The organism is Pseudomonas sp. R-28-1W-6 (genome assembly GCF_009799925.1).
Lineage (GTDB): Bacteria > Pseudomonadota > Gammaproteobacteria > Pseudomonadales > Pseudomonadaceae > Aquipseudomonas.
Window position 1 is genome coordinate 457,232 of sequence record NZ_WELK01000002.1, and the last position, 18,883, is coordinate 476,114.

Sequence of the window (18,883 nt, forward strand, 5' to 3'; positions counted from 1 at the left end):
TCGTATTAGTAACCTGATAATGACGCTGCTGCGTCTGTATCCAATGCAATGTGACACGATCACACTGGTGCTCCAGTAGCATGAGTACCGAGAACTGGAATACTTGGGATGCAGGCAGGGCTCACCCGTTCAGTGCGTTAAGCAACTATGTTGCGATCAACTCAAACTCATCAAGCCAACACCTCCTTGAGGTAGTCGATCAAGGTACGGATCAGCAGCGAGGCCTGCCGGTGCTGCGGATATACGGCAAATACCTTGGCCGATGGCAGCTGATATTTTTGTAGCACGGGCACCAGATCACCAGCTTCCAGCGCACGCCCGACAATAAAGGTTGGCAGTCTGGCGAGGCCGAGGCCGGCAATAGCAGCGTCGCGCACCAGCTCACCATTGTTGACCCGGAACCGCCCGCTAACCGCAAAACGCTCGACGCGACCATCTACCCAGTAGTCCCAGTCAACCGCCTTGGAGTGCCCATAAAGCAAGCACTCATGCTCGCCCAGCGAGGCCGGTGTCTCAGGTACGCCATTGAGTGCCAGATAGGCCGGGCTGCAGCAGGTAACCGTCTCCAGGGCCACCAGTGGCCGGGCGATTAAGGTCGAGTCGGCCAGCACACCGATTCGCACCGCCATGTCATAGCCCTCACCAAGCACATCGACCATGCGGTCGCTTAGGTCCAGCTCGATGCTGACTTCCGGATAGCGCAGCAGGAAGCCGGGCAGCAAAGTGCTCAGGTGCAGAGTGCCAAACGACATGGGCGCCGACAGGCGCAAAGTGCCACGCGGGCTGCTGCGCTGCTCGGACACCAGTGACTCAGTCTCCTCGACATCCTCCAGTATCCTCACCGCGCGTTCGTAGTAAACCTGACCTAGTGGGGTGGCGCTGAGCTTGCGGGTCGAACGATTGAGTAGGCGAACACCCAGGCGAGCCTCCAGGGCGGTGAGGCGTCGACTGACGAACTGCTTGGATAGACCCAGGGCGTCGGCAGCGGCGGTGAAGCTGTTGCGTTCCAGCACGCTGACGAGCAATCGCATATCTTCCAGCTGATTCATTGTCTCCCTCAGGTAGACAGTAAAACCTATTCCGAGTGCTTATTCACTAACAGAGTGGACAGTACTCTGTTTTCGACGGGCTGAACACAGCTCCCAGATAACGGAGACAAGCACATGACCAACACTACTGAAATTCGCAAGGCCTCCGAGCGTGGTGGCGCCGATCACGGTTGGCTGAAGTCGCGCCACAGCTTCTCTTTTGCCTCCTATTACGATCCTGAGCACATGGGTTTTTCCGATCTGCTGGTGATCAATGATGACCACGTGGCCGCCGGCGGCGGCTTCGACACCCATGCCCATCGGGACATGGAAATTTTCTCCTATGTGCTGCAGGGCTCGCTGGAACACAAGGACACCCTCGGTACCGGTTCGGTGATCCGCAAGGGCGATGTACAGTTGATGAGTGCTGGCACCGGTGTCGCACACAGCGAGTACAACGCCAGCTCGACCGCCCCGGTCCATTTCCTGCAAATCTGGGTAGTGCCGAATGCCAAGGGCATCGAGCCGCGGTACCAGCAACAACACTTCTCCACCGAGGAGAAACGCGGCAGCCTGCGCCTGGTGCTCTCGCCGGACGGCCAGGACGGTTCGCTCAGCATCAATCAGGATGTACGAGTCTATGCCGGCCTGTTCGACGGCGCCGAACGCGCCACACTCAGCTTGCCGATCGCACGCCACGCCTACGTGCATGTCGCAAGCGGCTCGCTCAGCGTCAACGGCCAGCGCCTGAAGGCAGGAGACGGCTTGAAGATTCGTCATGCGCAGACGCTGGAGTTCAACCATGGTGAGGAGGCCGAGGTACTGGTCTTCGACCTGCGGCCGCAAGAGCAGCCAAAAATGTAAGCGCAACTCCCTGGCTTCGCCAGCGCCCGGAATCGCTCCGGGCGCTGGCGAATACGCGTTGCTATGGCCTCAGCTGAGACAAATCAGCCTTCACCAGCATGGAGGCCTACTGCACCACCTGGAAGGCTCCGCGAAAGATTCAGTTCACCAGCGTGACCAACTCACTTCCCGGCGTTAAGGCATCGAGCCGGGTATCAACCAGATGTTTGATAGGAATCGCTCTAAAGCCTGGTGCCGACGCCGAGCACACCTCCAGCACATTGTGTCGGATAAGTCCGGCTACGGCCGCGGCGTGCACAGTAGATAGGCGTCGGCCATAACACTCAATCCACGCACACTCACGTGCGGTGCGCAGCCACCGTGTCCTCGCCTAGGAAGCGGACGATCTGCTCACGCAGCCAGCGTTCGGCCACGTCGTTGTCTTGCATGCCACTCCAAACCATGGACAGCTTCGCCGGCACGATCTCGAATGGCGGCGGTTCCGCGCGCAGCAGGCCGCCGACGACCAGCTCACAGGCAGCGTAGTCTGGCACCGTAGCTATTACTTCGGAGTTAGCCAGCAGCGCGCGCAGGCCATTGAACTGAGGCACCGCAAGCACTACCCGGCGCGAGCGGCCAATACGGGCGAGGTCCTGGTCGATGTTGCCGCACAGGTCGCCTGAGAATGACACCAACGCATGTGGTCGTGCGCAGTAGTCGTCAAGGGTCAGAGGGCCGGGGCGATCGTCGGCTCGCAGAACCTTGGTATGGATTTGACGCAGCGTGCGGCATTTGGCGTTTGCTGGAAGATCAGTGGTGTAACTAACCCCGACCGAGATTTCCCCAGAGGCGAGCATGCCCGGCAACAACAGGAAATTGGTACGGCGTACCACCAATACGATATGTGGAGCCGCCGAGCGCAGGTGGTTGAGCAGCAGCGGTAGCAGTCCGCATTCAACGTCGTCAGACAAGCCAATGCGGAACACCTGCTTACTGGTGGCCGGGTCGAATTCCTTGGCATGGCTCAGAGCGTTGGACATTGCGTCCATGGCCGGTCGCAGCTGCTCGATGATCTCTAGAGCACGCTTAGTCGGCTCCATCGTCCGCCCCGTGCGAACGAAAAGCGGGTCGTTAAAGTAGTCGCGTAGGCGTCTGAGCGCTGAGCTGATGGCTGGCTGGCCGAGGAACAGCTTTTCCCCCGTGCGGGTAAGGTTGCGCTCCTGCATCAGCGTCTCGAAGACGATCAGCACATTAAGATCGACACGGCGCATTTCCGATCTGTTCATTATTTCTCCAGACTCAGTATTTGGCGCTCTGAAGATTCGACAGCAATGCCAGGAGTGGTCGTAAACAGACCACTGCCTGACTAGTCGGCTCCACCGAGGCAGAGCAGATCGGACCGCTGACTGCTAGCGGTTCAGTGACTCCAGCGCCGCCGCAACGCCCTGGCCGTAGCCAGGATCGGCCTTGGTGCAGTTGTCGATGTGGCGTTGCTTGATCGCCTGGGGCGCATCGCCCAGGGCCCGAGCGGTGTTGTCGAACAGCAGTTGCTGTTGGCTCGGGCTCATCAGGCGAAACAGTGCGCCAGGTTGCTCGAAATGATCCTCGTCGACCCGGTGATCCCAACTGCCGGCGGCTCCTTCGAGCGGTAGCGGCGGCTCGGCCAATTCACGACTGTCGTTCCACTCACCAAAACTGTTCGGGTAATACGCCAGAGTCGATCCTGCATTACCGTCAGTGCGCATGGCTCCGTCGCGGTGGTAGCTGTTGAACGGGCAGCGCGGCGCATTCACCGGGATATGGTTGAAGTTGACGCCCAGGCGGTAACGTTGTGCATCACCGTAGGAGAAAAGGCGGGCCTGGAGCATCTTGTCCGGGGAAAAGCCGATGCCGGGCACAACGTTGGCTGGCGAGAAGGCCGCCTGCTCGACTTCGGCGAAGTGGTTGCCCGGATTCTTGTTGAGCTCCAGAACGCCGACTTCGATCAGCGGGTAGTCAGCATGGGGCCAAATCTTGGTGAGATCGAAGGGGTTGTGGGAATGCTCACGCGCCTGCTCTTCGCTCATGACCTGGATGCACAGCTGCCAACGCGGAAAGGCGCCGCGCTCAATGCTCTCGTAGAGATCACGAAGATGACTTTCGCGATCCTTGCCTATGACTGCCTCGGCCTCGGCATCACTGAGATTCTCGATGCCTTGCTGGCATACGAAGTGGAACTTGACCCAGACACGCTGGTTATCGGCGTTCAGCATGCTGAACGTATGACTACCGAAGCCATGCATGTGGCGATAGGTCTTGGGAATACCGCGCTCGCTCATGACAATGGTGACTTGATGTAGAGCCTCGGGCAGCAGGGTCCAGAAGTCCCAGTTGGCCGTGGCGCTGCGTAGGCCGCTGCGCGGGCAGCGCTTAACCACATGATTGAGGTCGGTGAAACGCAGTGGGTCACGGAAGAAAAACACCGGTGTGTTGTTCCCGACGATGTCCCAGTTCCCCTCTTCGGTGTAGAACTTCACGGCAAAGCCACGAATATCACGCTCGGCGTCAGCGGCACCCCGCTCACCGGCCACAGTGGAGAAGCGCACAAACAGGGGCGTTTGCTTACCCACTTCAGAGAACAACTTGGCTCGGGTGAAGCGAGTGATATCGCCCGTCACGGTGAAGGTGCCATAGGCACCTGCACCCTTGGCGTGCATGCGCCGCTCGGGTATGACCTCGCGATCGAAATGGGCCAGTTTCTCCAGCAGCCAGATGTCCTGGAGCAGCGCCGGACCACGCGGCCCTGCCGTCTGGATATTAAGGTTATCGACCACCGGGGCGCCGGTGGCGTGAGTCAATTTCGTCATCAACAGGTTCTCAATGGGTAATCACGGGGCAGCCAGCCAGATTTCACCCTGCCGGAGCCCCATGAGATGGCATACCTGGCCGGCTTGACCGACCAGGGAGAATCGCTACTTGGTAAGCGCCGCGTAGCTGTTCATCAGGTTGCGATAGTTGGGGATGCGCTCGGAGAGCAGGTTGCCCAGCCCTTCGATATCGTTGCGCCAGTCACGGTGCAGTTCGCAGGCGACAGAGAACCAGTTCATCAGCTGCGCTCCAGCCGCACTCATGCGTGCCCAGGCTGCCTGCTGAACAGTTTCGTTGAAGGTGCCGGAAGCGTCGGTGACCACGAACACCTCATAGCCCTCAGCCAGAGCCGATAACGTCGGAAATGCAACGCAAACGTCGGTAACCACGCCGGCGATGATCAATTGCTTGCGGCCGGTGGCCTTGATCGCTTTGACGAAGTCCTCGTTATCCCAGGCATTGATCTGTCCCGGACGCGCGATATAGGGCGCAGCTGGGAACATGGCCTTGAGCTCGGGCACAAGCGGCCCATTGGGGCCCTGTTCAAAGCTTGTGGTGAGGATTGTCGGCAACTGGAAGAACTTGGCCAGGTCGGCCAGAGCAAGAACGTTGTTCTTGAACTCATTGGGCGAAAAATCCTGTACCAGGGAAATCAGGCCGGTTTGATGGTCTACCAACAGGACTACCGCATCGTTCTTATCCAGTCGGTTGTAAGACTTCACGCTGCTCATGGGTGACTCCTTCTAAGTATTCATTGTGAATTGCTGCCGGCGATCCCTGCCGAAGTCTCTCTTCGCCTGTCTTGGCGAAATCGTGCTCAGCTAACCCGCCCGGACAGTAAGTGACGGATCTGAATCGCGATCCCTTGGGTCTGATAACGCCTTGCTACCGCCTCGATGCGCTGCTCGGCACGGGTAACACGACTGTGGTGGCGTAGGTGTTCGAGCCATGATTCATCGAAGAAGAACTCCAACCAGCGCCGGGGGTTTTCCGTGTCCTGTACCAGCCCCCAGGAGAACGCGCCGTTGCGTTGACGCATGCGCCTTACCTCGGACATAGCAGCCTGGAAGTCCAGCGCATGCTCGGGGGCAATGTCGTACTCGAGCGTGACCATCAGCGGCCCGCGATCTTGGTCTTGGTCTTGATCATCGCCCCTGACCGGCATTGGCCAGTGCAGCGAGGGCGCAAGATCCTCCGCGTCAGTGACCTGCAACTTGAACCATGCAGTCGTGCCAATGCCCAGCATTAGAGTTGCGGCGGCAGCGCAAAGGGCCAGCGAGATTGAACTGTGCGTGGCCACGAAACCCCATAAAATGCCGCCGGCGGCCATGCTGCCGAAGAACACCAGGATGTAGACCGACAAAGCCCGGGCCCTTACCCAGCTCGGTACAGAGGTTTGTGCAGTTACTTGCAAGCTCGACAACACTGAGATCCATGCTGCACCGCTGAGCAACATCACCGGGACCAGCACGCGGAAGTCGCTCACAAAGGCCAGGGCGACTATTACCAGCGCATACACGAGACTTGCCAACGCGACCAACATATCGGTGCTTATGATCGAGCGAATCCGCGGCAGCAGCGTGGCCCCGGCAACCGCACCAACACCCACACTACCGAGCAGCAGACCAAAGTCCGTGGCATCACCCGACAGCTGAGTGCGCACGATCAGCGGCAGTAGCGACATGCCGGCACTGGCACCAAAGAAGAATGCAAAGGCTCGCACCATCACCGCCTGCAGGGGCTTCGAGGCACGACTGTGGCGCCAGCCAGCGCGTATCGCACCAAACAGACGCTCCGCCGGCAGGACTGTCGGTGTCACTTCTCGTTTCCATAGCAGCAACACGGCAATAACGGCGAAGAACGACAGAGCATTGAGTGCGAAGGTAGCCCACGGCCCGCTCAGACTGACCAGCACGCCGGCAATGGCCGGGCCGATGGCACGCGCAACGTTGATCCCGACGCTGGACAGAGCGATGGCCGCTGGTAGCTCAGCCTTGCTCACCAGCTCTGGGGTCAATGCCGACCATGCTGGCATCATCAGCGCGGTGCCAATGCCCATGCCCAAGGTCAGCACCAGCAGTAGCGGCACCGTCATGTAGCCGCCGAGGGTAAGCAGGGCCAGGGCCAGGGCCACCGCAGCCATCCACAGCTGCACGAACAACAAATAGCGGCGCCGGTCGACGATATCGGCCAGGGCACCGGCCGGCAGCGCCAGGAAGAACATCGGCGCCGAGCCGGCCACCTGCACCAGCGCCACGTTCAGCGGGCTGGCCGACAGCGAAGTCATCAGCCAGCCGGCGCCGACCTCGTGCATCCAGGTGCCTATGTTGGAGGCGATGCTGGCCAGCCACAGCCAGCGGAAGATGCTGTGCCGCAACGGGCTCCAGGCCGATCCCTGTGGGCTGGTCATGTCAGAAGGCGAAGCAGGAGCAGCCGAACGCACCCCAGAAGCCCTGGAAGTCGCTGACCGGCACCGCCGAGCGGCGCGCCTTGTCGTGGCTATGGGCATGCACGGCGCAGGCACCGACGCACTGGTGCACCTGCGCTACCAGCGGCGCATTGGGCTTCCAGTGCCCGGGCACCTTGGCCACCGGCGACCAGTCCGGCAGCACCGGAATCGTTGGCGGCGCCAGCTTGTCGAACTCGCCGGCGCCGTACACCACCTTGCCGTCGACCACGGTGAGCACCGACTCGATCCACTTGATCGCCTCCTCCTCGACGCTGAAGAAGTCCGCCGACAGCGCGGTCAGGTCGGCCAGCTGGCCCACCTTGATCTGCCCCTTCTTGCCCTGCTCGCTGGAGAACCAGGCGCTGCCATGGGTGAACAGCTCCAGCGCGGTGGCGCGCGGCAGGCCCTGCGGGTACAGCTCCAGGCCGCCGACGGTCTTGCCGCTGACCATCCAGTACAGCGAGGTCCAGGGGTTGTAGCTGGCCACGCGGGTCGCGTCGGTGCCGGCGCCAACCGGCACGCCTTCTGACAGCATACGCTGGATCGGCGGGGTCTTTTCCGCCGCCTTGGCACCGTAGCGATCGACGAAGTACTCGCCCTGGAATGCCATGCGGTGCTGGATGGCGATGCCGCCCCCCAGTGCACGCACCCGTTCGATGTTCTTCGGGCTGATGGTCTCGGCGTGGTCGAAGAACCACGGCAGGCGGTTGAACGGGATGTCGCGGTTGACCTTCTCGAACACGTCAAGCATGCGCGAGATGGATTCGTCATAGGTCGCGTGCAGGCGGAACGGCCAGCGCTGCTCGACCAGATGGCGCACCACCGGCTCCAGGTCGCTTTCCATGTTCGGCGCCAGGTCCGGACGCGGCTCGAGGAAGTCCTCGAAGTCCGCAGCGGAGAACACCAGCATCTCGCCCGCACCGTTGTGGCGGAAGAAGTCGTTGCCCTGGCCGTACTGCACCGAACCGGTCCAGCGCTTGAAGTCGGCAAGCTCCTCCTTGGGCTTCTGGGTGAACAGGTTGTAGGCGATGCGGATGCTCAGCTGGTCCTGCTTGGCCAGCTGCTCGATGACTTCGTAGTCGTCCGGGTAGTTCTGGTAACCACCACCGGCATCGATGGCGCTGGTCACGCCCAGGCGATTGAGCTCGCGCATGAACTGGCGGGTAGAGTTGACCTGGTATTCCAGCGGCAGCTTCGGCCCCTTGCTCAGAGTCGAGTAGAGGATCATCGCATTGGGCCGGGCTACCAGCATGCCGGTGGGGTCGCCGTTGGCGTCACGGACAATCTCTCCTCCGGGCGGGTTGGGCGTATTCCTGTCATAGCCGACCACACGCAGCGCGGCGCGGTTGAGCAAGGCCCTGTCGTACAGGTGGAGGACGAACACCGGGGTGTCAGGCGCGGCCTTGTTGAGCTCGTCGAGGGTCGGCATGCGCCTCTCGGCGAACTGAAATTCGTTCCAGCCGCCGACCACCCGTACCCATTGCGGAGTGGGCGTGCGGTCGGCCTGGTCCTTGAGCATTCGCAGGGCGTCAGCCAGCGAAGGCACGCCCTCCCAGCGCAGCTCCAGGTTGTAGTTCAGTCCGCCTCGGATCAGGTGTAGATGCGAGTCGTTGAGGCCGGGTATCACCGTGCGCTTGTTCAGATCAATGACCTGCGTGGCGCTACCGCGCAGGGCCATGACTTCGGCATCACTGCCGACGGCGAGGAAGCGTCCGTCCTTGATCGCCACGCCAGTAGCCGTGGGCTTCTCACGGTCGACTGTGTGCAAACGGCCGTTGAACAGGATTAGATCGGCAGGCATGGCGCCCTCCTCGGTAGTGGCGAATGAACTGCCGGCGCTGCCAACAAAAGGCAGGGCGGCCCAAAGTGCACCAGCGGCGCCAAGCACGGTGCTGTTGGCGAGAAACTTGCGGCGCCCAGAATCGGTATCGTCATGGCTCATGCGTGGCTCCCTTTTCTCAGTCAGGGTTCAGCCAGGCGGCGAACAAGGCCGTTACTCTGGGCATGAACAGGTAAACAACCAACAGCACTATGCTCAGCGTGATTAGCACGTTGCTCGGGACATAACCGCCCAACCAGGGCACCAGAGCAAACAGCGGCTGCCACAAGAGAGGCACCAAGAGACTCAATGGCAGAATCACCAGAAACGTGATGCACGCCTGCTTCCAACGCGCCGGCTGTATAGATGGACTCGGTGTGAACCAGAACTCGCGGCCGGCCTCAATCTCGGTCTGGTCGCCGTCGGCGAGTAATGGCGCGACTTCCTCTATCAGGTGCTTCCGCTCGCTGGAGTCCAGCCAACACTGCAGCTCGCGGGTACCGACAAAGCGCAACACACAAACGAAGCGGTCCAAATCGCGCATCACATTCACGCCCAGATGCCCTGGGTAGGAACTGGCGATCCTCATGGTGCGTCGCAGCCACTGCTCATAGGCAGCAACCTGCCCAGCCTTGACCCGGTGACGTACTATCAATGTGACTAAGTCGAGCTCGGCCATATAAAAGTCCTGCGGTGGACCGCGACTCAACAGAGCCAGAGCGCCCTGGCCCGAGCGCCGGCAAAGCGCCGACCAAGAGCCACGAAGCCCGGCCCGGAAATCGCCAGGGTGGTGAAGATGATCAGCAGCCAGCCGGCTTGGTCTTCGGCCAGACTCCAGTCAGGGTGCACTAGCAAAAGCGACACGAGCAGCGCCATCAGAATCGGCAAGCAGGCGGTTCGGATGCACATCCCCAGCAGTATCACCAGCGGGCACAGAACCTCGGCAAAGATCGCCAGGCAGAGAGTCACAACACCGCCAAGCCCAAGCAGGGCCTTCATTAGCTGCGTCTCCTGGCTAAACCGCAGCAGCTTGAGCAAGCCATGCACGTGAAGCAGCAACAGTGCGCTGGTACTTCTGAGAAACAGTAGGGCCCAATCAATGGGGCTGTGCATGTCGATCACTCCGCCGAGAAAGGTGAGCGCCGTACGTCAAACGTACGACGCCTAACCTCAGTGACCTTCGGACGCGTTGAACATGGTCTTGGCGTAGATAAGGCCCAAACCGTAGGCACCGCCATGCTCGATAGATGTCTTTACGGTCTGGTCGTACGTTTCGCCACGAGCCCAGTCACGCTGCAACTCCAGCAGGTACTGCAGCGAGGTCATCGGCCGAACCCCAAGCTGAATCATCCGCTGCATGGCCATCTCATGAGCCTCGTCAGATACGTCGCCACAAGCATCGGCGATCACGTAGACCTCGAAACCCTGGTCCAGAGCCGACAGGGCAGGGCCGACGATGCATACCGAAGTCCAGAGACCAGCCAGCACGATTTTCTGCTTCCCTGCGGCATTCACCTCGACAGCGATGCGCTCATCCTCCCAGGTGTTCATGCTGGTGCGATCGATGACGTTGTAGTCGGGGAAAACCGATTTAATCTCGTCGAAGATCGGGCCGGAGAAGCTCTTCTCTGCGACGGTGGTGAGGATGGTCGATACCGCGAACTCTTTGGCAGCCTTCGCCACCAGCGCGGCATTGTTACGCAGCGTCACCGCGTCGATCGATTTGGTGGCGAAGGACATCTGCGACTGGTGATCGATCATGATCAGGGTGTGGTTGATCGGATCGAGCAGGGTCTTTCCCGGTGCAGCTTTGGCGATAGCCATGGTGGTTTCCTCTTTGTTTGAAGATGTGAGCGGCAATACCCCTCCAGCAGTGGCGAACGGGGTTATTGCTTCTGGATAAACGCCAGCAGATCCGCATTCAAACGGTCTTTGTGCCCATCTGCACGCGCTCCCGGTTAGTCAGTTACTGAAGGTGCTTCTTCAGCTCAGCACCGGCCTGGCGCAAGGCAGCGTGCACGGCCGGGATGTGCGCCAGCGGGTTGAGCAGGCCGTAGTCGTGGATCATGCCGTTGTAGCGCACCGCGGTGACGGTGACGCCGGCAGCGTCCAGCTTGCGTGCGTAGGCCTCGCCCTCGTCACGCAGCACGTCGAACTCGGCAGTCTGGATCAGGGTCGGCGGCAGGCCCTTGAGCTGCTCGGTGGACGCCTGCAGCGGCGAGGCGAAGCGTTCGGCGCGCTGCTTGGGATCGGTGGTGTAGCTGTCCCAGAACCACTGCATCATCGGCTTGGTCAGGAAGTGGCCCTGGGCGAACTGGTTGTAGGAGCCGGTCTCGAAGCTGGCATCGGTCACCGGCCACAGCAGCAGCTGGAAGCGCAGTTTCGGCGTGCCGGCTTCCTTCGCCTTGAGGGCGACCACCGCTGCCATGTTGCCGCCGACGCTGTTGCCGGCCACGGCCAGACGCGAGCTGTCCACGTCGATGTCCTTGCCGTGTTCGCCCACCCACTGGGTCGCTGCATAGGCCTGGTCGATGGCGGTCGGGTATTTGGCTTCCGGCGACGGCGTGTAGCCGACATAAACGGCCACGGCGCCGGAGTTCACCACCAGATCGCGGATCAGGCGGGCATGGGTCGGGTAGTCGCCGAGCACCCAGCCGCCGCCGTGGAAGAACATGAACACAGGCAGTTCGCCCTTCGCGCCTTCGGGGCGGACGATGGTCAGCGGGATCGATTGGCCGCCCGCCTTAATGGTCTTCTCGGAGACGCTCACGCCGGACATATCGACCTTGACCGAAGCCTGGGCGCCGACCAGTACCGCGCGTGCATCCTGCGGGCTGAGGGTCTCAAGCGGCTTACCTCCGCCCGCCTCTAATGCTTCAAGAAACTTTTGGGTTTCCCGCTCCACTCCCGGGCTGCCAGCAGCGAGTGCGATGCCGCTGATTAGGGTGAGCGTGGCGGCAATGAAGTTTTTCTGGGGAGTCATGACTTTTCCTCTGAGTGGATAGGCGCCTTGCTTGCCAACCCGGATTGAAATGGGCGTCGAGTGCGCATCGCTTGCCAATTATTCTTCTCCCCGTTCCGGGCATTTACCGAGTTAAGGCTTGTTAATCGTTGTGGTGCCACTACTCTGAGACTGGTCGAATTCGCTTAACCTTCCAAAAGATAGATCACTGATTTGAATGAAGTTTTAAGGCCGCCGCATCTGCCGATGGCCTAAACAACATATCGATATATAGAGCGCATACGCCTTCTGCTCACAGGCGGGGGATATGCAGGAAAATGCATGAATCAAGACTCGACCATTGGCAACGAGGTTGTTGCGACGCTCGGCCCTTACACCATCTACCCGCACAGGCGGCTGATCCTTAAGGGTGACTACCCCATACGCCTCGGCAGCCGAGCAATGGAGATCCTGCTGGTTCTGCTAGAGAACGCGGGGGAAGCGGTAGAAAAGGATCAGCTGATTGCCCGCGTGTGGCCTGGCAGCGTGGTGGAAGAGACCAACCTGCGGGTGCATATCGCCGCGCTGCGTAAGGCGCTCGGGGATGGTCGGGACGGTCAGCGATTCATCGCCACCATTCCGCTACGTGGTTACACCCTTGTCGAACCGGTCACGTGGCTGCGACCGTCGAGGGATCCTGCCAAGCCTAAAATGCACAACCTCCCCCGTCGCCTCAGTCCGGTTATCGGGCGTGCTAGAGAGGTCGAAAGCCTCGCAAGACAAATGCGGCATAGGCGTTTCGTTACCTTGGTGGGACCCGGTGGGATAGGCAAAACCACGGTGGCGCTGCAGGTCGCCGAGTGGTTTTTGGCGAACGACCGGCAGGACGTCCGTATGCTCGATCTGGCTCCTCTCGAAAAAGCGGCCCAGCTACCGTCGACCATTGCCGCAGTGCTGCAACTGAACCTGCATGACGAGGAGTCGATAAGCAACCTGGTTCGTTATCTGCGCGATCAACAGATGCTGCTAATTCTGGATAACTGCGAACACCTGATTGATACGGTGGCCGAGCTAGCAGAAACCCTGCTCAAGGCAGCCCCGCATATCAACATCCTGGCTACCAGTCGCGAGCCTCTGCGTGCCGATGGCGAGCATGTACAGCGCCTGGGACCACTTGCCTTTCCGCAGCCTGAGCCCGGAATGACACTCGCACAGGCGATGACTTTTCCAGCGATGCAACTGCTGATGGAGCGCGCCGTAACTAATCATGGACAGTTCGAACTGAGCGACACCGAGCTGCAGCTAGCCGCCGAGCTTTGCCGGCGTCTGGACGGTATTCCATTAGCGATTGAACTGGCCGCAGCCCAACTGGGCACCGTGGGGTTCAGCGGGGTGCTAACGCAGCTGAACGACAGTTTTCGATTACTTAAGCGCGGCCGTAGGACTGCACCCGCACGCCAGCAGACCCTTAGCGCCACCTTGGACTGGAGCCATGATCTCCTGCAGGCACACGAGCAGGCAGCTTTGCGCCGACTGAGTGTATTTCCAGGCAGCTTCACCCTTGAAGCTGCGTCCCAGCTCATCGGAAACGACGAAGCAGCCCCCTTACCGTGCTTAACAATTTCCCAATTGGTGGCTAAATCGCTGGTGAGCGCCGTTAAGTGCGATGAGCAAGTGTATTACCGTCTGCTGGATACAACCCGCACCTACGCCCTAGAAAAATTACGCGCAGCGGCAGAGGAGACAGAAATACGCCGGCAGCATGCGCACTACTGCCTTGCCGCAATGAACCAGGCCCTCAAGCAATGGGAGTCTATTCCGACCAAGCAGTGGATCTGGCGCATCGCACCGTGCGTGGACGATCTGCGCGCGGCGCTCGACTGGAGCTTCTCGGTATCAGGAGAAGAGGCAATTGCCGTGCTGCTAACCGCCAACTCGACACCGGTCTGGCAAGAGCTGTCCCTGTTCAAAGAACACAGCGCCTATGTGGCCAGCGCTCTTTCCGTACTGGAAAAAAACCTACAACCCTGCATGACGCTACAGGTGACGCTTAACTTGGTGCTGGGCAGCACCTGCTATCACACCCGCGGAGGTACACCGGAGACCGTCGAAGCCTTCGTCAAGGCTGGGCAACTGGCCGAACGCTGCCACGATCTGGCCAGCCAGCTCAAGGCGGCTTCAGGATTGATGGCTGTGAATCTGAGTCGTGCCGACTATGTGGCGGCGCTGAAACAGACTCGCCACTTCGATTGGCTATGCCTGAGCAAGAATCCCGAGCTGTCGCTCAGCGTACAGAGGCTGAGCGGACTGGCTCAGCACTTCGCGGGCAATCAGCCACAGGCTAGGGCGCATGCCGAGTACGCCCTTAAAGAAATTGTCAGCGGCGCGCCGGCTGGACACTTTACCAACGGCTTTGGTGTGCAATACGACCAGCAGGTCGCCACCCTCACCTTGCTCGCCCGCATTCTGTGGTTACAGGGCTATCCGGAGCAGGCTTGGCACAGAGCAGTGGAGGCACTGCAGCTGGCCCAGCAAATCGGGCACGACTCATCCCTCTGCTACACCTTGGCGCTCTCGGGGTGGGTCATAGCCCGCTATAACGGCCACTGTGAAGCCAGCAATGCATTGCTCGAATTACTACTGGAGCAGACTCGCAAGCTGTCCATGAACATGTTTCATGGCTGGGCACAGCACTATGCACGAGCGCTCTGTATGCCAGTAAAAAACATGGAAGACAGCCCCCTTCCGCAGAGAGACGGCATGATCAACGACATCATGGCAACTCTTTGTACGACCTATGTCGATGACGCAATGTTCGCTCGTGCGCAGTCAGGTGAGGCCGGCTGGGTCACTGCGGAGGTGCTACGCGTCAGAGCAGTAAGTCTGCTTAGCTGTAGAGCCCCAGATACGTTTGAAGCCGAGTCGCTGCTACGCAAAGCGCTTCGAATTGCCAGCCTGCAAGGCGCTCTAGCCTGGGAGCTACGATCAGCCTGCAGCCTTGCTAGGCTGCAGTGGGACCTTGGTCGCACCCGTGAAGCGCGAGAAACACTGGAACAGGTCTATCGCCGTTTCAGCGAGGGATTCGCAACCCCAGACCTGCTCGAAGCTAAGCAACTCCTCGATGAGTATTCGACTTAGACGGTTGCCTCTTACTGAACCTGCGCTCAGGAAAGCTTCAGGCCCTCAATTACTCGAATATTTCGTTGCTGGGCATAACGCTTTTGAATATCTCGGTACTCCTCCCCCGCCTTGAGCTTCTCCAGAGCATAAACGCGCGCAATATTCTGTAGGTGGTAATGCACAACTGAGTCGACCAGTTCAACAGCCAGCCAGGATTTGGATACCAGCTGGGTAATAGCTTCGAAGACCTGCGCCTCATTTATCTGCTCACAAACGATAAAGCTGACAGCGTTATCCAGTGAAATCGCTACCTTAAACACGGCAAAACGCCGAAGGACTGCCTGCTCCAGCGGACTCAGCAAGTCATAGCTCCAGTCAAGAACGGCACGCAGCGACTGGTGGCGGGCTGGGGCAGTCCTTCGCCCATGAGTGAGCAGCTCCAGTAGGCGCTCAAGCTGGTTCAACAGGCCGTTTAGTCCAAGGACCTCGACCTGTGACGCTGCTAACTCGAGCGCCAGCGGCAAACCATCCAACTGGCGGCAGATATCTATGAGGATGGGGGCATCCTGCTGACGCAGGACAAAATCTGGGCAGTGCGCCAGTACCAACGAAACGAATAAGCGAACGGCCGAGTTGTCCAGTACGTGTTCGAGATTCGACGCCTCTGGCGGAGGAACTACCAGCCCCTCGATCCGTTTCACACACTCGGCTTCTGCCATGAGCGGCTCGCGACTGGTCGCCAGGATTGTTAGGCGCGGCGCCTCCATGAGCAGCCCCTCGGCCAGGACGGCACACCCTTCAATCAGGTGCTCGCAGTTATCGAGCACCAGCAGACTGTGGCGAGAGAGCAAATGGCGCGCCAAACCACAACGAGCACCATCGTCAAGCCGAGCAAGGCCGAGTGTGCTGACCACCTTGGCAGCGATCAATGCCGGGTCAACCAGCGTGCTTAAATCGATGAAGTAGACGCCATCCTCATAGTGCGGCAGTAGCAACTCAGCCACTCGCAGGGCAACGGTCGTCTTGCCAACGCCACCTGGGCCAACCAACGTGAGTAAGCGCCGTGTCGGTAGCTTTCGCACAAGGTCATCGACCACGGCCTCCCGTCCGACGATCGGCGACAAACGTCCCATAAGGTTGTGCTGCGCCTCGCGAGCCAGTTCAGCGTGAACGACTTCGGATGTGTCGCCCACTTGCACATCAGCGACGAAGCTATACCCGCGTTGTGGAATATTTGCGATGTAGCGCTGCCCGCCCTCACCGTCTGCCAGAGCTCGGCGCAAGGCCGCGATGTGAACGCGTAGGTTGATCTCCTCAACCACCGTAGTAGGCCAGACGCGCGCCATGAGGGCTTCCTTGCTGACTACGCTGCCCGCATGCTCAATCAGCAGGTGAAGGATATCCAAGGCGCGGCTGCCAACCCGCATGGGTCGGTCGCCATTTAGTATTTGCCGGCGCTGCACGTAGTAGCGAAACGGACCAAAGAGCAGCACGACATCGGTGTGGTTGATTCTATTTCTATTCATGCGATTACAGGCATTTAGCACCCGGTCAGGCTTGGCGTAGCCAACCACAGGCGACGCAAATTCCCGTCCGAGATTGAGCCTCTCCTAGTCGTAATTCCACACGATAGGATCTCAGTCATTTGTGAATAAAAAACGCAGACGATGGACCAATGACGGACAATTGGAGGTGCTAGACGGACACTGACCGCCTAGCCGAATTTGCGCCGGTACTGCATGGGCGTGAGCCCTAGCTTGTTGCTGAACAACACTCTCATCTGGCGAGCACTAGCGAACCCACTGCGATAGGCCACTGTCTTCAATGGGATATCGCATGTTTCAAGCAGTTTGCGCGCATGGTCGATGCGTACGCGCTGCACAAATTCCATGGGAGTCATATTCACTTCACGACTGAAGACACGGGAAAAATGTCGTGAGCTCATGGCCACCAGCCCCGCCATTCTCTCGACGCTAAAATCCTCCATCACATTTTCCAGTACATAGCTCTGCACTCTAGCGACGGGCGAGTCTTCCTTCGCCACGGCAGCAACCAGAGGACTGAATTGCATCTGCCCCCCCAGCCGTTTCATTACGACCAGCAGTACCTTCGCGACTGCCAGAGCGATCTGCTTTCCGTGGTGCTCGGCAACGATGGATAACGCCAGGTCAATTCCGGTGGTTACTCCTCCAGAGGTGATCAGGTTTCCGTCTCTTACGAAAACCTGATTCGTTTCGACCTCGGCCTTTGGGAAGGCCTGGGCAAGCCGCTCAATATAGCTCCAGTGGGTGGTGACTCTGCGCCCATCGAGCAGCTCGGCCTGACCCAGGATAAAGGCGCCAGTACAGATTGAAACGAGACACCCCACCTTGGGAGCCTGATTACGCAACCAACACTGCAATCGAGGAAACACCTGGTTGTAGGCATGCGGGCCGCCCGGCACGAGCAATACGTCATAGGCTTCAATGGCGCCGTCAATGCCAGTATCTGCGGTGAGGGCGATGCCGCTAGAAGTGCGGACCCGAAGCTCGTCCTCAGAGCTGATAGTTGTAATTTTGTAATGATGCTCCGGTTCCAGGTAGCGATTGGCGATGGAGAAAACCTCGACCGGACCAGCTACATCTAGTAACAGCATGTCCTGAAATACCACTACAGCTACAGATCTCATCAGTACTGACCATCGGTGAGGCAAAGACTGTTAAAGATGCGCTGGCAATGGCCAGCGATCAACACTCAACCTGCTGAGCGTAGACAAATCAGGGGCAAAGGGCCTGGCATCAACATGAATAGGCCCGGAGTCCTTGGAGAGTACAGAGCCTCATCGTGAACACGCACATAATCCGGGCACTGCAGTCTGGCCGATAGCGTCAGATATGAATGGTAATGAGCGCAGGTTGCTCTACCTTCTACTCCAGCCGCTGCTGACGGAGCCATGCCTTAGGCGAGATGCCGCACTGTGATTTGAATGCGCGTGAAAGGGCGGACTCTCCGCTGTAGCCAGCCTCCTCGGCAATCAGTCGGAGTGGCTGGCCATTCTTCAGCCATTTTTGTACTAGCCCGATTCTCCAGCGCTGGAGATAACCTGCAGGCGTCTCACCCAGTGCGTCACGAAACTGGTTAGCGAACACGCTACGGGACATACCTGCTAAACCTGCGAGCGATTCAACCGACCAGTTTTTTCCGGCGCTTCATGAATGGCGACGATTGCGCGCCGTAACTGAACGTGCGCGAGGCCGGCGAGAAGACCAACTTGGGCGCCGCCGCTTTCCATCAACTGCCTGAGCAGTTGGATGAGCAACACCTCGAACAATCGGTTGAGCATGGCCTGACGCCCACAGTTGGCAGCTCTCCCGCTTCTGCAAACAGCAGCATCAACACCGGCAAGCTGTCGGGCATCTGCGACAAGGGAAGGCACACGCACGCGGGCAGAGCGTTCGCCAGGGGGTTGGCAGCGCCACCTTCAAGCTCAATGTGGGCACAGACAAATTCGGCACCATGCTCCTGGTCGGTGACAAACCGGTGAGCAATCGGGCGCGGATAAAACAGCAAGGCCGGGCCGTCGAGGCAATGAGCTCTGGTGTTGCTATGCCATACCTCAGCCTTCCCGCTCTTCAGCAAATGCAATTGCCCATAGCCAAGAGAGCCACCCAGTTCGTTGACACCGCACAGAGGGCCCGTTTGAAAAGTGCGGGCACTGACGGAGAAGTGCCCAAGAAGCGCAGCAAGTCGATCGACCAGTAGCGAGGTCACTTTCCGCCCCAAGCCCTGCCCTGCCACCCCTGCGCTCAGACCAATGACGCCCTGGTCAGAACGCACTCCTGCTGGAGCCACCAGTA

Annotated in this window: 17 protein-coding genes; 2 read left to right on the forward strand and 15 right to left on the reverse strand. The window is 59.6% G+C overall.

The window, feature by feature from the left end:
* Positions 1 to 170 precede the first annotated feature (170 nt).
* Positions 171 to 1,049 carry a LysR family transcriptional regulator gene (locus F3I62_RS06340; RefSeq protein WP_160488816.1) on the reverse strand — a complete coding sequence of 293 codons (879 nt, stop codon included), beginning with the start codon at positions 1,047 to 1,049 and terminating at the stop codon, positions 171 to 173.
* 114 nt (positions 1,050 to 1,163) lie between these two features.
* On the opposite strand from F3I62_RS06340, the gene F3I62_RS06345 reads away from it, so the two are divergent.
* On the forward strand, positions 1,164 to 1,892 hold the full coding sequence (locus F3I62_RS06345; RefSeq protein ID WP_160488817.1) for a pirin family protein: 729 nt from the start codon (positions 1,164 to 1,166) through the stop codon (positions 1,890 to 1,892).
* A gap of 338 nt (positions 1,893 to 2,230) precedes the next feature.
* Here the strand turns inward: F3I62_RS06345 and F3I62_RS06350 are convergent, their stop codons facing one another.
* The 9 genes from F3I62_RS06350 to F3I62_RS06390 all read right to left on the reverse strand — a co-directional run bounded on the left by F3I62_RS06350 (position 2,231) and on the right by F3I62_RS06390 (position 11,969).
* Entirely contained in the window at positions 2,231 to 3,157 is a 927-nt protein-coding gene (locus tag F3I62_RS06350; RefSeq protein ID WP_160488818.1) for a LysR substrate-binding domain-containing protein, read from the reverse strand.
* A 123-nt stretch (positions 3,158 to 3,280) separates the two neighbouring features.
* On the reverse strand, positions 3,281 to 4,717 hold the full coding sequence (locus F3I62_RS06355) for a catalase (RefSeq protein WP_160488819.1): 1,437 nt from the start codon (positions 4,715 to 4,717) through the stop codon (positions 3,281 to 3,283).
* Between the two features lie 105 nt (positions 4,718 to 4,822).
* Complete coding sequence (ycaC, locus tag F3I62_RS06360) at positions 4,823 to 5,449, reverse strand: isochorismate family cysteine hydrolase YcaC (RefSeq protein WP_160488820.1); 627 nt, start codon at positions 5,447 to 5,449, stop codon at positions 4,823 to 4,825.
* Between the two features lie 86 nt (positions 5,450 to 5,535).
* Positions 5,536 to 7,128: an MFS transporter gene (locus tag F3I62_RS06365; protein WP_160488821.1), complete on the reverse strand. Its 1,593-nt coding sequence runs from the start codon at positions 7,126 to 7,128 to the stop codon at positions 5,536 to 5,538.
* A 1-nt stretch (position 7,129) separates the two neighbouring features.
* Positions 7,130 to 8,968 carry an amidohydrolase gene (locus F3I62_RS06370; RefSeq protein ID WP_160488822.1) on the reverse strand — a complete coding sequence of 613 codons (1,839 nt, stop codon included), beginning with the start codon at positions 8,966 to 8,968 and terminating at the stop codon, positions 7,130 to 7,132.
* 157 nt (positions 8,969 to 9,125) lie between these two features.
* The gene (locus tag F3I62_RS06375; protein WP_160488823.1) at positions 9,126 to 9,665 is read right to left on the reverse strand and encodes an antibiotic biosynthesis monooxygenase; all 540 of its coding nucleotides are present in this window, start codon (positions 9,663 to 9,665) and stop codon (positions 9,126 to 9,128) included.
* Between the two features lie 26 nt (positions 9,666 to 9,691).
* On the reverse strand, positions 9,692 to 10,099 hold the full coding sequence (locus F3I62_RS06380; RefSeq protein ID WP_160488824.1) for a DoxX family membrane protein: 408 nt from the start codon (positions 10,097 to 10,099) through the stop codon (positions 9,692 to 9,694).
* 57 nt (positions 10,100 to 10,156) lie between these two features.
* Positions 10,157 to 10,810 carry a hydrolase gene (locus tag F3I62_RS06385; RefSeq protein WP_160488825.1) on the reverse strand — a complete coding sequence of 218 codons (654 nt, stop codon included), beginning with the start codon at positions 10,808 to 10,810 and terminating at the stop codon, positions 10,157 to 10,159.
* 142 nt (positions 10,811 to 10,952) lie between these two features.
* A complete protein-coding gene (locus tag F3I62_RS06390; RefSeq protein WP_160488826.1) occupies positions 10,953 to 11,969 on the reverse strand; it encodes an alpha/beta hydrolase in 1,017 nt (338 codons plus the stop codon).
* A gap of 300 nt (positions 11,970 to 12,269) precedes the next feature.
* Here F3I62_RS06390 and F3I62_RS06395 point away from each other — a divergent pair, with 300 nt between their 5' ends.
* Complete coding sequence (locus F3I62_RS06395) at positions 12,270 to 15,065, forward strand: winged helix-turn-helix domain-containing protein (RefSeq protein ID WP_160488827.1); 2,796 nt, start codon at positions 12,270 to 12,272, stop codon at positions 15,063 to 15,065.
* Positions 15,066 to 15,091: 26 nt separating this feature from the next.
* Here F3I62_RS06395 and F3I62_RS06400 read toward each other — a convergent pair whose 3' ends face one another.
* The 5 genes from F3I62_RS06400 to F3I62_RS20410 form a co-directional block, all read right to left on the reverse strand.
* Positions 15,092 to 16,573 carry a winged helix-turn-helix domain-containing protein gene (locus F3I62_RS06400; RefSeq protein ID WP_160488828.1) on the reverse strand — a complete coding sequence of 494 codons (1,482 nt, stop codon included), beginning with the start codon at positions 16,571 to 16,573 and terminating at the stop codon, positions 15,092 to 15,094.
* A gap of 188 nt (positions 16,574 to 16,761) precedes the next feature.
* Positions 16,762 to 17,715 carry a GlxA family transcriptional regulator gene (locus F3I62_RS06405; RefSeq protein WP_160488829.1) on the reverse strand — a complete coding sequence of 318 codons (954 nt, stop codon included), beginning with the start codon at positions 17,713 to 17,715 and terminating at the stop codon, positions 16,762 to 16,764.
* A 238-nt stretch (positions 17,716 to 17,953) separates the two neighbouring features.
* On the reverse strand, positions 17,954 to 18,187 hold the full coding sequence (locus F3I62_RS20400; protein ID WP_305983768.1) for an AraC family transcriptional regulator: 234 nt from the start codon (positions 18,185 to 18,187) through the stop codon (positions 17,954 to 17,956).
* 5 nt (positions 18,188 to 18,192) lie between these two features.
* Entirely contained in the window at positions 18,193 to 18,369 is a 177-nt protein-coding gene (locus F3I62_RS20405; RefSeq protein WP_305983900.1) for a hypothetical protein, read from the reverse strand.
* On the reverse strand, positions 18,318 to 18,878 hold the full coding sequence (locus tag F3I62_RS20410; protein ID WP_372240091.1) for a cupin domain-containing protein: 561 nt from the start codon (positions 18,876 to 18,878) through the stop codon (positions 18,318 to 18,320). The genes F3I62_RS20405 and F3I62_RS20410 overlap by 52 nt, the downstream gene beginning before the upstream one ends.
* Positions 18,879 to 18,883: the final 5 nt, after the last annotated feature.

Coding starts and splice junctions, on each gene's coding strand:
- F3I62_RS06340 (WP_160488816.1), bottom strand. CDS start 1,049: ATGAATCAGCTGGAAGATATGCGATTGCTCGTCAGCGTGCTGGAACGC.
- F3I62_RS06345 (WP_160488817.1), top strand. CDS start 1,164: ATGACCAACACTACTGAAATTCGCAAGGCCTCCGAGCGTGGTGGCGCC.
- F3I62_RS06350 (WP_160488818.1), bottom strand. CDS start 3,157: ATGAACAGATCGGAAATGCGCCGTGTCGATCTTAATGTGCTGATCGTC.
- F3I62_RS06355 (WP_160488819.1), bottom strand. CDS start 4,717: ATGACGAAATTGACTCACGCCACCGGCGCCCCGGTGGTCGATAACCTT.
- ycaC (WP_160488820.1), bottom strand. CDS start 5,449: ATGAGCAGCGTGAAGTCTTACAACCGACTGGATAAGAACGATGCGGTA.
- F3I62_RS06365 (WP_160488821.1), bottom strand. CDS start 7,128: ATGACCAGCCCACAGGGATCGGCCTGGAGCCCGTTGCGGCACAGCATC.
- F3I62_RS06370 (WP_160488822.1), bottom strand. CDS start 8,968: ATGCCTGCCGATCTAATCCTGTTCAACGGCCGTTTGCACACAGTCGAC.
- F3I62_RS06375 (WP_160488823.1), bottom strand. CDS start 9,665: ATGGCCGAGCTCGACTTAGTCACATTGATAGTACGTCACCGGGTCAAG.
- F3I62_RS06380 (WP_160488824.1), bottom strand. CDS start 10,099: ATGCACAGCCCCATTGATTGGGCCCTACTGTTTCTCAGAAGTACCAGC.
- F3I62_RS06385 (WP_160488825.1), bottom strand. CDS start 10,810: ATGGCTATCGCCAAAGCTGCACCGGGAAAGACCCTGCTCGATCCGATC.
- F3I62_RS06390 (WP_160488826.1), bottom strand. CDS start 11,969: ATGACTCCCCAGAAAAACTTCATTGCCGCCACGCTCACCCTAATCAGC.
- F3I62_RS06395 (WP_160488827.1), top strand. CDS start 12,270: ATGAATCAAGACTCGACCATTGGCAACGAGGTTGTTGCGACGCTCGGC.
- F3I62_RS06400 (WP_160488828.1), bottom strand. CDS start 16,573: ATGAATAGAAATAGAATCAACCACACCGATGTCGTGCTGCTCTTTGGT.
- F3I62_RS06405 (WP_160488829.1), bottom strand. CDS start 17,715: ATGAGATCTGTAGCTGTAGTGGTATTTCAGGACATGCTGTTACTAGAT.
- F3I62_RS20400 (WP_305983768.1), bottom strand. CDS start 18,187: ATGTCCCGTAGCGTGTTCGCTAACCAGTTTCGTGACGCACTGGGTGAG.
- F3I62_RS20405 (WP_305983900.1), bottom strand. CDS start 18,369: ATGCTCAACCGATTGTTCGAGGTGTTGCTCATCCAACTGCTCAGGCAG.